This is a genomic window from Sphingobacterium sp. T2, from assembly GCF_000814685.1.
Lineage (GTDB): Bacteria > Bacteroidota > Bacteroidia > Sphingobacteriales > Sphingobacteriaceae > Sphingobacterium > Sphingobacterium thermophilum.
Genome location: NZ_JXAC01000044.1, coordinates 1 through 13,584 on the forward strand (window position 1 = coordinate 1; position 13,584 = coordinate 13,584).

Annotated in this window: 15 protein-coding genes and 1 pseudogene; 10 read left to right on the top strand and 6 right to left on the bottom strand. The window is 40.3% G+C overall.

Annotation, left to right across the window (positions count from 1 at the left end; translation table 11 throughout):
- Positions 1 to 186 precede the first annotated feature (186 nt).
- Positions 187 to 690 (top strand): PhnA domain-containing protein, encoded by a 504-nt coding sequence (locus SD31_RS03905; protein WP_082021805.1) that lies wholly within the window; start codon positions 187 to 189, stop codon positions 688 to 690.
- 43 nt (positions 691 to 733) lie between these two features.
- On the opposite strand, the gene SD31_RS03910 is transcribed toward SD31_RS03905, so the two are convergent.
- Entirely contained in the window at positions 734 to 2,047 is a 1,314-nt protein-coding gene (locus SD31_RS03910) for an NfeD family protein (RefSeq protein WP_231561147.1), read from the bottom strand.
- A 112-nt stretch (positions 2,048 to 2,159) separates the two neighbouring features.
- Between SD31_RS03910 and SD31_RS03915 the strand changes: the two genes are divergently transcribed.
- From SD31_RS03915 to SD31_RS03925, 3 genes are read left to right on the top strand one after another with little or no spacing between them, the layout of a single operon-like run.
- Positions 2,160 to 2,849, top strand: a complete 690-nt coding sequence (locus SD31_RS03915) for a hypothetical protein (RefSeq protein ID WP_039053182.1) — start codon at positions 2,160 to 2,162, stop codon at positions 2,847 to 2,849.
- 9 nt (positions 2,850 to 2,858) lie between these two features.
- Complete coding sequence (locus SD31_RS03920) at positions 2,859 to 3,782, top strand: LysM peptidoglycan-binding domain-containing protein (RefSeq protein WP_039053183.1); 924 nt, start codon at positions 2,859 to 2,861, stop codon at positions 3,780 to 3,782.
- A 9-nt stretch (positions 3,783 to 3,791) separates the two neighbouring features.
- A complete protein-coding gene (locus SD31_RS03925; protein ID WP_039053184.1) occupies positions 3,792 to 4,433 on the top strand; it encodes a uridine kinase in 642 nt (213 codons plus the stop codon).
- A gap of 191 nt (positions 4,434 to 4,624) precedes the next feature.
- Here the strand turns inward: SD31_RS03925 and SD31_RS03930 are convergent, their stop codons facing one another.
- Positions 4,625 to 5,845, bottom strand: a complete 1,221-nt coding sequence (locus SD31_RS03930; protein ID WP_039053185.1) for an MFS transporter — start codon at positions 5,843 to 5,845, stop codon at positions 4,625 to 4,627.
- 102 nt (positions 5,846 to 5,947) lie between these two features.
- Here SD31_RS03930 and SD31_RS17025 point away from each other — a divergent pair, with 102 nt between their 5' ends.
- The 6 genes from SD31_RS17025 to SD31_RS17030 all read left to right on the top strand — a co-directional run bounded on the left by SD31_RS17025 (position 5,948) and on the right by SD31_RS17030 (position 8,494).
- On the top strand, positions 5,948 to 6,205 hold the full coding sequence (locus SD31_RS17025; RefSeq protein ID WP_197053522.1) for a hypothetical protein: 258 nt from the start codon (positions 5,948 to 5,950) through the stop codon (positions 6,203 to 6,205).
- 269 nt (positions 6,206 to 6,474) lie between these two features.
- Positions 6,475 to 6,852, top strand: coding sequence for a hypothetical protein (locus SD31_RS03940; protein ID WP_052258627.1), 378 nt, complete (start codon positions 6,475 to 6,477; stop codon positions 6,850 to 6,852).
- 65 nt (positions 6,853 to 6,917) lie between these two features.
- Entirely contained in the window at positions 6,918 to 7,073 is a 156-nt protein-coding gene (locus tag SD31_RS20605; protein WP_316929750.1) for a hypothetical protein, read from the top strand.
- A 19-nt stretch (positions 7,074 to 7,092) separates the two neighbouring features.
- Complete coding sequence (locus SD31_RS03945) at positions 7,093 to 7,563, top strand: SCO family protein (protein ID WP_316929751.1); 471 nt, start codon at positions 7,093 to 7,095, stop codon at positions 7,561 to 7,563.
- A 1-nt stretch (position 7,564) separates the two neighbouring features.
- Positions 7,565 to 7,993 carry a c-type cytochrome gene (locus SD31_RS03950; protein WP_039053186.1) on the top strand — a complete coding sequence of 143 codons (429 nt, stop codon included), beginning with the start codon at positions 7,565 to 7,567 and terminating at the stop codon, positions 7,991 to 7,993.
- A 114-nt stretch (positions 7,994 to 8,107) separates the two neighbouring features.
- Positions 8,108 to 8,494: a hypothetical protein gene (locus SD31_RS17030; protein WP_039053187.1), complete on the top strand. Its 387-nt coding sequence runs from the start codon at positions 8,108 to 8,110 to the stop codon at positions 8,492 to 8,494.
- 114 nt (positions 8,495 to 8,608) lie between these two features.
- On the opposite strand, the gene rny is transcribed toward SD31_RS17030, so the two are convergent.
- The 4 genes and pseudogenes from rny to pheT all read right to left on the bottom strand — a co-directional run bounded on the left by rny (position 8,609) and on the right by pheT (position 13,500).
- Entirely contained in the window at positions 8,609 to 10,168 is a 1,560-nt protein-coding gene (rny, locus tag SD31_RS03960; RefSeq protein ID WP_039053188.1) for a ribonuclease Y, read from the bottom strand.
- Positions 10,169 to 10,416: 248 nt separating this feature from the next.
- The gene (locus SD31_RS03965) at positions 10,417 to 10,707 is read right to left on the bottom strand and encodes a cell division protein ZapA (RefSeq protein WP_039053189.1); all 291 of its coding nucleotides are present in this window, start codon (positions 10,705 to 10,707) and stop codon (positions 10,417 to 10,419) included.
- A 48-nt stretch (positions 10,708 to 10,755) separates the two neighbouring features.
- Positions 10,756 to 11,076, bottom strand: a complete 321-nt coding sequence (locus tag SD31_RS03970; protein WP_316929752.1) for a hypothetical protein — start codon at positions 11,074 to 11,076, stop codon at positions 10,756 to 10,758.
- Positions 11,077 to 11,106: 30 nt separating this feature from the next.
- Positions 11,107 to 13,500, bottom strand: a pseudogene (gene pheT / locus SD31_RS03975) (phenylalanine--tRNA ligase subunit beta).
- Positions 13,501 to 13,584 lie beyond the last annotated feature (84 nt).

Here is a 13,584-nt window from a genome sequence, read left to right on the forward strand (position 1 = left end):
CTATGCGTACATTTGACATCTTAATAAATTACTTCATCTAATAAGATATACTTTATTTTGCTGTACTTTTGCGAAAATGTAAAACAAAACTAATATAATAAATGAAGCTTAGAAAAACAAACATGCAAGAGAAGAAAGTCAAAATAAGTGACGAAATTATGATCAACGCTACAGGCTAACTTAGGTGTGTATGAAGTTCCTCCTGTAGATATTCCGAGTGCAGACAATAGCATTTATGTTTGTGAAACCTGTAAATCTCAGATAGAAAAAAGAGAACAAATAGACCCTGAACATTGGAGAGTGTTAACTGAGACCATGTGGTCCGAATATGCTCCTGTACAGGTTGTAGCTTGGCGTATGCTTAGCCGTCTGAGAAACGAAAGCTGGGCTGCAGACAGTTTGGACATCCTCTATCTGGACGATGACACTTTGGAATGGGCTAAGAAAACAGGTGATCACGAGCAAGATGCTACCGTACAGTTTCACCAAGACTCCAATGGAACAAGACTTTACGACGGCGACACGGTAGTATTGATCAAAACGTTGGACGTAAAAGGTTCTTCGGTGAATGCCAAGCTAGGTACCGTAATCAAAAACATTCGTCTAGACCCTAATAACACCGATTATATTGAAGGAAAAATCGATGGACAAACCATCGTCATCCTCACCAAATATCTTCGTAAAGGATAAAGAACAAAGGTCGGCACAGAGCCGACCTTTGTTCTTTACACGTTTATGCTTTTCTTTCCGTCGTTTTACGGACGAAGAGATTATAGTTTTCATGTTTCTCCACATAGATCTCCTCTCCAGCCTCTATAAATCCATCCAAAGCTACAGCATCATACCAGACGCCCTCGATTTCTATTTTGCCGCTAGGCCTCAGTACTGTTCGGCTCACACCCGTCTTATTTAATAAATTAATTTTCGGTGTCGACACCGTATATCCACTGGTAGACTTTTGCTCTTCCTGCAGCACGAACCTTTTGAATGCCGACGACTGCATGATATTTTTTCCGAAGATGACCATCAGTACTACGGAAAGTATCATTGAGCCTATTACAATTAAAAATGAGTTCATCAACAATCCTGGTTTTGAAACCTTAAAATCTAAATAATCATTAGCCAACATCGAGAAAGAAAGTCCGCAAATCACAAAGATTATCCCCAAAATGCCAGCCACCCCAAATCCGGGTATGACAAAAACTTCCAAGGCGAGCAAAATAACACCCAATACAAAGAGGGCTATCTCCCAATGCTCAGCCAAGCCCTGTAAATACAAAGGCGCGAAGAAAAGAGCCGCACAGATTATAGCCAGCACCAAAGCAAAACCTATGCCCGGCGTTTGAAGTTCAAAATATATTCCGCCGATAATACCCATAATCAGCAGACCACTGATTAAAGGATTTACCAAAAAAGCGATCACATGGTCTATCCATGTCTTATGGTAGGAAGTAAGCTTAGGAGCATTCAAATCCAAATCTCTGAATATATCTTCTTTGCTTCTCACCTCAGCCCGGATAAGCTGGGCTTTCAATGCCTCCGAAGGCGTCAGCGTTAGCACCTGACCTTCCTCCTTCCAATCGGGCAACGATACACTACCATCTACAAAAGCTTCGGCCAGTCGTGCATCCCTGCCTTTGGCTTCAGCCGTAGAGCGCATCAACCCTCGCATATAAGATTGATATTTTTCCGGCATAACTTCCCCTTGAGGATTTACCACACTGGCTGCTCCCATCGATGCACCTGCCTGCATATAAATATAGTCCGAGGCGAGTGCTATCAACGTCCCTGCCGAAGCTGCATTATTGTTGATATAAACTATAGTCTTCGGCTTAGCATTAAGCAATAACGTACGTATGGAATCCGCAAAATTCACCGCCCCACCGAAAGTATTCATCTCTATCATAAAAAAGTCCGCCTGCTGCTCCATAGCCTCGGCATACGACTTCTTTATTATGCGCCAAGAACTAGGCCCCACATCTTCCTTCAACTCCGTATAATAAACGGTCTGCGCGGCAGCTATGGAAGACCAAATTAGCAAAGCCAACAACAAAATAGTTTTCGTAGATTTGTATATCATCGCTTTGTACATTGGGTTATGACTAAATATACGATAAATAAAGTATTCGAACGAAATTTTCAAATTCCCTATCTGGAAAATGGAGGTCGATACAGTTAATAATTTATTAGCTGTAGAAAGTCGTAACCAGACAGACACCCTTCCTTATTTTTCGGTAATAGATTTTGAAGGACTGACACACATAGACCATATGGCCGCAGAAGCCAAAGAGTGGACCTTGGAAGGTGTACAAGGAGATTATCTTATTTTGAAAAGGTTTGGCGATTATAGTCCCATACAGGCAGGCATACAGATTATACATATACCCAGCCGCACGGTCTTGTGTACCCATTTGGAATATATCATCAAAGAGGTTTACACCGAATACATTGTTGCACGGCATCGGCTTATTCCCAGCGGTATAGACTATCTAATCCATATTCCTACAGGGAATCTTATGGTCCAACATATTCCACTCGCCTATTGTGTCCGCGACATTAACTATCCAGTCCCTTACCAAGGCCAAGTGCCCAAATTCATGCAGACTATAGATTTCACCGATCAGCTATGGTTGCAACCACACCGAGACCTATTTCTCTGGTCTTACCATACCATTCAGGGCTCCAAATACGCGCTTAACCTAAGCATCAGCACTAAAACAGAATTGCTGGATAGTAAAATAATGTTAAATGATTTGGATAAATTAATCCCCCAACCTTACTTTACAGTCAAAGATTATATTTTCATTTTATCCGGTGATAAAATGAAAATTAGCACGTATTTAGTATAATTGTAAGATATGGAGCAGAAAAGTATTATTAAATCGTATCAGAAGCTTTCTTTTTTATTTTTTTTCGGATTGACATTAAGTGCTACGTCGCCAGCAAAAGCGGCAGAACTAGACCATAATATTATCATAGCCAGCGCTCCGGATTCCATCGGAACAGAAACTGTTAATGGCAAAAGTTATGTTATCCATAAGCTGGCCCCCAAAGAAACTTATTATCAACTAAGCCGCATATACGGGGTAGCGGTCAAGGATATCATGGAAGCCAACAATAAAAAAAATCTACGTGTTGGCGATACGGTACGCATCCCTAGAGGTAATGCCTTAATTGCCGATAACAGATCTAACGTTACTTCGAAAAAGGATGAACAAGTAATCCTAAATCCCGAGGATATCACCGAATATAAGGTTGGAAAAAACGAAACATTATACGCCATATCCAGACGGTTCTCCATCTCGGTAGAGGATATCAAGAAAGTCAATAATATGACCAACAACAATGTCCGAGAAGGACAGATTTTGAAAATCCCGAATAAAAGTTTACCGAAGCCGGCACCGGTAATCCCTATCCCACCGGTCATTGAAAGCACTCAAGGGGAGAACGAAACAGCTGAGGAGTTCGCAGTGCGAACCAACAAATATGGCATCCGTGAAACACGCGAAAAAGGTATCGGCGTATGGATGGAAGACCTAGAGAACGACGAACACACCAGTTTAGCCCTTCATAAGACAGCTCCTGTAGGAACTATATTGAAAATTACCAATCCTATGAATAGAAGTGTTACCTTTGCAAAGGTGGTAGGAAAATTTACTGATAATCACGAAACACACGGAGCTATCGTCATCATCTCCAAATCCGTAGCCTCATCTATCGGCATCTTGGACAAAAGATTTCAGATAGAAATCACTTACGGAGCTCCTTTGAATATAAATTAGTAACAAAAGATGAACAAACCTTACGTCATTGGTATCGCAGGAAGCAGTGGGTCCGGAAAGACATTCTTTCTAAGGAGTTTTTTAAATCATTTTAAACACGACGAAATCACTCTCATATCGCAGGACGATTACTATATTCCTGCGAATACGAAAACAAAAGAAGAAAACAGACTATATAATTTTGACTTGCCTACGGCCATAGACCGTAAGGCCTTCTACAGAGATATCAAAGATCTGTTTGATGGCAAAACCGTATTTAAAGAAGAATATACCTTCAACAACCCTAACATCAAACCTAAAATGCTGGAAATAAAACCAGCTCCTATCCTTATCGTAGAAGGACTTTTTATCTTTTATTACGAAGAGGTCAACGAACTGTTGGATTACAGAATATTTCTCGATGCTGATGAAGAAGTTGCCTTAGCAAGAAGATTGAAAAGAGATTTATTAGAACGCGGATACGATCACGATGACGTGATGTATAAGTGGAAAGAACATGTAGTTCCGGCTTACAACACTTATTTACTGCCTTTTAAGGAATCTACCGACAAAGTCATCATCAACAATACGGATGATCCGAAACTTATTCACGACGCTACAGCACTTATCTCGCAGGAAGTCAAAGAAAAATTATTCCAAAATAATTTATAATCATTCTAAATAACTATCTTTGTGTCATGAAATATCCGTTGGAGTTAGAGCAAGATACAAAGATGAATGATATAGAATCAGCAAAAGGCTTGAATCCTTTTGCTGATTTTTCTTGTTGTGTATTCAAAAAGTGCTGCAAAAAATATAAAAAAGGAAAGCGCTGCAAAAAGTGTCCTGACCGTTAAAGACAGTTATTCTTCAAAATAATTAAGGTCCTTATCAAAACTTTCCTTCAACTGCGTCAATGCAAAGATTGCTATGGCGCTCAATAGTAACAAAGTGACCATGGCAGCCATGATTATCCCCATCTGATTGACTAAAAGACCATATAGCATCGTAGAAGGTATCAATGCTCCTCGCACAAAATTAGGAGCCGTAGTAGCCACCGTAGCACGCAGGTTGGTGCCGAACTGTTCGGCTGCTATAGTAACAAAGGTCGCCCAATAGCCTACACCAAACCCCATCAGAAAGGCCAACCATAAAAACTTAGTTTCCGTAATGCCGTAACTATTTAAATACCACACCGAGGTAGCAATAATCATTAATTGAAAAATAAAGACAACCTTTCTTCGCGACTTAAGCCACTGTGCTAGCATTCCCGCAAAGATATCCCCCAAAGAAATCCCTAAATACGTAAACATAACGCCTTTTCCGGCGCTTAGAACCTGCGGTGCCTGTAGCGCTTTTCCTATTTCGGGGCTTTGGGTTACCAAGACCCCTACAACAAACCAAATCGGGAGACCTATACAAAGACAGTAGATATAACGCACGACACGCTTTCTATCAGCAAATAAAAGTTTAAGACTTCCCTTCTGTATGTGCTGTTGACTTGCCGACTCAGCAAACATGCCTGATTCGAAAGTACCCATACGCATCAAAAGAAGCAATAAGCCCATTCCTCCTCCTACAAAGTAGGCTGTCCTCCAGTCAAACCATTCCGACACATAATACGCCAGTATAGCTCCCAGCACCCCTACAGCAGCCACCAACATGGTTCCATAACCTCTCTTGTCCTTAGACATGCTCTCACTCACCAATGTAATACCGGCGCCCAACTCTCCTGCAAGACCTATCCCTGCAATAAAACGTATCATAGCATATGTGTTGACATCCTGCACGAAACCGTTGCTGATATTCGCCAGCGAATACATCAATATAGAGCCGAAAAGCACCTTAATACGTCCGAATTTGTCCGCTATTACACCCCATATAAGACCACCCAACAACAGTCCCCCCATCTGCATATTCAGCACGTATTCCCCTTTGACACGCATGAGCTCTTCGCCAACGCCTATGTCTTTAAATGAAGGAATACGGACAATAGAAAAAATAATCAGATCATAAATGTCGACAAAGTAACCTAATGAGGCTACAAGGACGAGAAGAACAACATTTTTTTTGCTTCCTTTCATAAATAGATTTTTGTCCGATGAAAATAAAACAATTCTATTTTTAAAACAACATATTGCGATGAATTGACCGTCAGAAGGGTAATTATTTCTTACTTTTGTAAGATGAAACTGACACCAACAGCTCTGAAATGGGGATTAAGGATGTATCCTCCCTTTTTCTTTCAGCGTATCTGGGTAAAAAAAATCGATGAAGATTTTTGTGGCGCTGAAGTGAAAATTATTAAGAGTTTTCTCAATATCAACTCCAACAAGACACTCTTCGGAGGAACCATATTCTCCGCTTTGGACCCTATGCATTCTGTCCTGCTGGACCAGCTCCTAAAAGCTAAAGGACTGAAAAAAAACCGTAGCATGGCTTAAATCCGCAAAAATTGAGTATCTTAAACCCGGAAGAACAGATCTTTCCTTCACCATAAAATTAAATCAGCAAGAAGTGGAAGAAGCTTTTCAACTCATACAAAAGTATGGTAAAGTAATAAAAACTTTTTCCACCGAAATCTTTGACCAGAACGGTACAAAATGTGCTGTATGTGAAAATGAAGTATATATCAGGGATTTGAATTTCGATTTTAGTACATTGAAATCCATAGATGAAAAACTAAATAAAACCGACTTAAAATATAGATGATATGAAAAAGGTATTTTATTTATGCGCGCTTGCTGGACTGACATTATTTGCTGCTTGCCAGCAGTCGGCAACAAAAGAAGCCGTACAACCCCAACAGCTAGCAGAAGAGGCTATCAAAATCCATGATGAGATCATGCCTCAGATAGCACATTTCGACAGAACTGTATTGAAAATTGACAATATCCTCGGTAACTTGGACAGCCTTGCAAAAGCAAAGAAAGATATTGACACCAATGTTATCAAAGCAGACCTTACTGCCTTAAAGCAAAATCTGGAAGCAGCAACAGACAACATGATGACTTGGATGCGTGACTACGCTCCGGACAGCACTGATGTAGCTTACCAAAAAGCCGAAAGTCGAAAAGATCAAAGCAAATGAAAAAACAATTTGAAAGATGTTTCCTTAGAGAGCAACAACAAATTGGGTAATTTATAATTATGAACATGTTGAAAAATATCTTATTTACCTTCGCCATAAGTAGTGTAATAGCCCTATCCGCCTGCCAATCCAATACCAAAAAGTTACCTATCATAGGTGATAAAGATATCGTAGAAAAAGTTGTGGATGGTAAAAAAGTGATAGACACTATATATACCTAAAATTCCGGAATTCCAATTCTTGAATCAGGATAGTGTGATCATCACCCACAAAGATTTTGACAACAAAATTTATGTTGCCAATTTTTTCTTTACACACTGTCCAAGCATTTGCCCTACTATGCAGCGTAATCTTCTCAAAGCTTACCAGAAATATAAAGGCAACAAAGGAATATCATTCTTATCGCATAGTATAGATTTCAAACATGACCAGCCGCATGTGCTAAAAGAGTATGCGACCAAACTGGGAGTTGATAATGATCAATGGCAGTTTGTAACGGGTTCCAAAAGCGATATCTATGGCATTTCGGACAAATACTTGGTATTCACCAAAGAAGATGAAAACGTGCCAGGAGGATATGACCATTCCGGTTACCTTGTACTTATAGATCACGATAAGCATATCCGTGGTGTATACGATGGCACCAATGCCGAAGAAGTGGACAAACTTATTAGTGATATCGAAATCTTATTATCCGAATACAAGAAATAACATGAGATATCTTTTCTCTCTTGTTTCCATAGGCATGCTGATAGTAGCTATGAGCCAACTATCAGCATGTCATTCTAACTTGGATATCAAAACAGCACAATATGCCGTAAATGGACAAAAACTGTACAAAACGCACTGCGAAAATTGTCATGGAGCAAAAGGTGAAGGATTAGGTAAGCTCTATCCTCCTCTCACGGACCACGATTTCCTTCAAAAAAACAGAAGCCAGCTGGCTTGTATCGTCAAACATGGCCTTTCCGGAGAAATCCAAGTTAACGGCGAAACATATAATCAGCAGATGCCGGCTAATGCCCAACTTACCGATGTCGACATAGCTTATATCCTCACCTATGTCACCACTCATTTTGGTAAGGCCGATTCTGCATATACGCATGATGAAGTCATAGAAAATTTAAAAAATTGCCAATAAAACTTTCCTACATATCATAAGAAATAATTATCTTTAATTAAGCTGATTATGAACTTATGATTATCCGGAGAAATAAATCCCTTTTATGGGGGCGAGATTAGTATTGCTGCGGCTATGTTGCTGTTGCTTATAGCTCTTTTCTTAGAAAATCACAAGGTCATAACGCTACGCAGCCTGCCCATACTCTTTATCTTCTATTATTCCATAACGGTGGCATTGTACCATTTAACAACACCTAGACTAAGCATAGAAAAAGGACAGCTGAACCTCTATAATTCCGTATTTTCAAAAAAAAGCTGGGTGCTATCCGAAATTAGATGTAAATATATAGTCGGAGATTATGTATTTTATAAGGACGACAAAGAAATAGCTCGTGTGGTAAAAACGGAAATACATAAGGATGACGTGAAAACTTTAGAAGAAATATCTTACACTCTCGATAAAAAGAAAAAAGGTTTTCAAACGGGGAGAATGAAAACCTTTCTTACTAACCAATTATAAACCTAAATTATGATGGCACAAAGATAGTGTATTTTATACACTATTGCAAGAAAAAAATGAAAAAAAAGCCGACTTACTATAAGTCGGCTTTTATGCTTGCTATAATTTCTCTTCTTATTTAGCGTAAGCTACCGAACGCGTCTCGCGAATTACAGTAACTTTGATTTGTCCCGGATAAGTCATTTCAGTTTGAATTCTGTTTGAAATGTCGGCAGCTAAGATTTCTGCCTGAGCATCCGAAACTTTCTCACTTTCTACCACCACACGAAGCTCACGTCCCGCTTGTATCGCAAAAGTTTTCTCAACGCCAGGATACGATAGCGCAAGTTCTTCAAGCTCCTTCAGACGCTTGATATAGCTTTCTACTACCTCACGACGAGCTCCTGGACGAGCGCCAGAAATGGCGTCACAAGCCTGAACGATAGGCGAAATCAAGGATGTCATCTCTATCTCATCGTGGTGAGCACCGATAGCGTTACATACGTCTGGATGTTCTTTATATTTCTCAGCCAGCTGCATACCCAAGATTGCGTGTGGCAGATCAGGATTGTCATCAGGAACTTTACCTATATCGTGTAGCAGTCCAGCACGTTTTGCATGCTTGACATTCAATCCCAATTCGGCAGCCATCGTCGCCGCAAAGTTAGCCACCTCGCGAGAGTGCTGTAATAAATTCTGTCCGTATGAAGAACGATAGCGCATACGGCCCACCATACGGATAAGCTCTGGGTGAAGACCGTGTATACCTAAGTCTATAACGGTACGCTCACCTATTTCGACGATTTCTTCTTCGATCTGTGCACGTGTCTTGGCTACCACCTCTTCAATACGTGCTGGGTGAATACGTCCATCAGTCACCAAACGGTGCAGCGAAAGACGGGCGATCTCTCTACGGACAGGGTCAAAGCCCGAAAGGATAATAGCTTCAGGGGTATCATCCACGATAATCTCCACACCGGTAGCAGCTTCCAAAGCACGTATGTTACGTCCCTCTCTACCGATAATTCTACCTTTGATCTCATCGTTCTCAATATTGAAGATCGAAACGGTATTTTCTATCGCCGATTCGGTGGCTGTACGTTGAATAGTTTGTATTACCACCTTTTTCGCTTCTTTGGCAGCAGTAAGCTTAGCCTCATCGACGATATCCTTAATCTGGATGATAGCCTGTGAGCGGGCTTCTTCACGTAAAGAGTTTACCAGTTGTTCTTTTGCCTCTTCGGCAGTAAGTCCTGCAATGGTTTCCAACTGACTGATATGTTGTCTTTTCAGTTGTTCAACCTCTTCACTTTTTTTCTCGTTAAGCTCGATAAGCTGATCCAGCTTCACGCTTTTCTTATCCAACTCTTGCTTCTCACGATTTAGATTTTCAAGCTTTTGGTTCAGCGACTGCTCTTTTTGCTTCAACGAGTTTTCTTTCTGTGCCAACGCATTGTTGCGTTGAGTGATTTCACGCTCATGCTCGGCTTTAAGCTGTAAGAACTTTTCTTTAGCTTCTAACTGTCGTTGTCTTTTTGTATGTTCGGCCTGCTTTTCGGCTTCTTTGATAATGCTTTCTGCTCTTTGGTTGGCATCCCTTTCCTGCTTCTTGAACACCATCTGCAACAAATATCGCCCTATCAGGATACCGACAAGAAGAGAAATTATAATTGAAAGTGTTATTGATAACTCCATATTCTTAATTTATATATAATGATTATTATAGCTTTTGCAAAAAAAAACCGCAATTAAATTAACAGGTCTCATGTATTATTAAACTTCGATTACACAAGTTTGAGCTTTAGATTGTGACCAGATGGCTTACGCAAAATGGCCTATATCTTCGTTTTCGCTCTGTATATTGAAGCGTTAAGTTTAAAATAGTGACAACCCGAATTTAATTGCGGCAAATTCGTCGTTATATAGCTCTAAAAGAACGATATTTATTTTGAAAAGAAATCCGTGAGTAACGTATCCAATTCGTGAATAGACTGCTCAAGACCTGTGTCCTGTTGCTGTAAAGCACGCTCTGCCTTAATCATCCCTGTGGCATATTGTAATACACACATGGACAGCAAATCTTGCTTATCACGAACTGCATAGTTCTCTTGCAATTCCTTTATCTTTTCATTAACCAATTTCGCAGCATATCGAATCACCTCTTCCTCCTCTGCTGTTATCCTCAACGGATAAACCCTATCTGCGATATTTATCTTTATGGAAATTTCTCCCATGATTTATCGAGCTTAATAACGTTATAAACTTACTCGCCCTACCTCACTTTAACTTAACGAAACTACTTCAATAAGTTTATACATCTGTCTATTTCTCGCACAAAATCGTTTAATTTTTTGTTTTGTGTCAAGTATTTTTTCATTTATGGCTTCCTTATCTTTGGCCTCATCAAGCGACTTGGCGACAGCCATCGCCTTAATCTGTTCTTCCAACTGTTGAATCTTCGCCTTGCTGGTGTCAAATGCTACCTGCACCGACTGCAATTCCAGTTTCAACAAATCATTTTCTTCTTGAAGTGCCTCACACAACTGAATTAAATTTTTCGTTTTCTCAACGATAACATTCATTTGTGATGATAGTGATGCCATATATTATTTATCGCAATTAAATCTTTGAGATTAGCGCACTACTGCTTTAATCTCCTTCTCAAAGTTAATAATTAATTTTTGAATAATACTATCAATTTGTTTATCATTTAACGTTTTTTCCTCATCCTGAATGACAAAACTTAACGCGTAGGACTTTTTACCTTCCGGAAGTTTGTCTCCCTTATATACGTCAAAGATATTAACCTCTTTCAACAGCTTGCGATCGGTCTTCAAAGCTTATATTTTCTAATTGCTCGAAAGTAACCTGTTCGTCTACCAATAAGCCAAATCTCTACGCACAGCAGGGAACTTAGACACTTCCTTGTATTTGATAGTGTTTTTACGGATAGTCTTGAGCACCAAATCCCAGTCAAAATCTGCAAAATATACAGGACCTTCTACGTCTGCCTTGTGTAAGGCTTCTGCAGCAACAGCGCCTAACGTCACCAACACCTTCTGACCCTTCATGTAATCCAGCCCGTATGCCAGATTTTTGCTGGTAGTCTCTACGATTTGTAAGTTTTCTATCTTCAGGCGTCTGACGATAGTATCCACTGCCGCCTTAAGGTTGTAAAAGTTCACCTCCTTAACCTTTTCGTACCACTTTTCGGTAGTCTTCTTACCTGTGATAGCTAAGGCTAGATGTTGCTTCTCTTCATATCCTTCTTCTTTCAGATGATAAGTTTTACCGTACTCAAAGAATTTCAAGTCCGACTGCTTGCGCTTTTGATTGTATGCTATAGCCGTAAGAGCCGAGAATAGGATGTTTTGGCGCATCGTATCCAAGTCGGAGCTCAACGGATTGAAAAGCTTCACCGCAGTAGCTTCATCATCGGCATATGCCAATTTTGTCAACGAATTGGACAAAATCTCTCTGTAACCATTAGCGATCAGCAAGTCCGCAATCTGGTTCAGCACGGCTTCTTTGTCCGGCTTCTCTTGGGTATTTAGCGAAGCCAAAATCTGAGACTTCAATTCTATGTTGTTGTACCCATAGATACGAAGAACCTCTTCGATAACGTCTACCTCGCGAGTTACATCTACCTTGTATGGAGGTACTTCTACCGAAAGTCCTTCTTCCGTCTCTTTGGCAATCTTTATTCCCAAAGCTTGGATGATTTCTTTAATTTCCTCTGCCGGGATATCTTTTCCAATAAGACGTTGAACGTTGCGATAGTTTACATCGAATTTGAAGGCATCCACAGGCTTTGGATAAATATCTGTTATGGCTGAAGTAACCTTCCCTCCTGCAATCTCTTGAATCAATAAAGCAGCGCGCTTCAATGCATAAACAGTGATATTAGGATCTGTCCCTCTTTCGAAGCGGAACGAAGAATCCGTTTTCAGGCCATGACGTTTTGAAGTCTTACGAACGCTGACAGGATTAAAGTAGGCCGACTCTAAGAAAATATCGGTAGTAGTTTCCGAAACTCCAGAATATTCTCCGCCAAACACCCCAGCAATACACATAGCTTTCTCCGCGTCAGCAATAACTAAATCTTCAGCAGAAAGCTTACGCTCTACCCCATCTAGCGTCACGAAGAGCTCTCCTTCTTTAGCCTTACGCACAACCACCTTATTACCAGAAATTTTAGCAGCATCAAACGCATGTAAAGGTTGACCTAAATCATGCAACACATAATTGGTGATATCGACAATATTGTTGATCGAACGGATACCTATGGCTGCCAACTTTTCTTTCAGCCAGTCCGGAGACTCGGCAACTTTAACACCGGAAATATTAATACCTGAATAGCGAGGACATGACTCGCCATCTTCCACCACCACTTGCGTTTGTACGCTGTCTCCTGCTACAAAAGCATCTACATTAGGAAGCTGGTAGGTACCGCGAAAATAAGCAGCAAGGTCACGTGCTACCCCCAAGTGTGATGCGGCATCGGCACGGTTAGGTGTCAATCCTATTTCAAAACAATAGTCATCCTTTATTTGATAGTAGTCACGTACTAAAGTGCCAATCTGCGCACCCTGTGGAAGTTCTACTATACCCGCATGAGAAGTTCCTAAACCAATTTCATCCTCACCACAGAGCATACCTTCCGACACCTCTCCACGGATTTTAGATTTGTTGATTTTAAAAGGTTCTCCCGCAGTAGGATGACAAACTGTACCTACAGGAGCTACGATAACCTTTAATCCGGCACGGCAGTTAGGAGCTCCACAGACAATATTCAATGGCTCTTCACCACCGATATTCACTTTGGTAATTTTAAGTTTATCAGCGTTAGGATGTTGTTCTGCACTCAACACTTCCCCTACCACTAATCCTTCCAATCCTCCAGGGATAGACTCCACTTTTTCTACCGCTTCTACCTCCAAACCTATATCTGTGAGTATTAAAGACAGTTCTTCCGGGGTTTTATCTATATTTAAATAATTCCTAAGCCAATTGTAAGAAATTTTCATTTTATATTTTTTTTTAAGACACAAAGATAGGATTTTTACCTTTTTGCATAAGATTTTAATGTCAGAAAATACAATTTGTTGAAA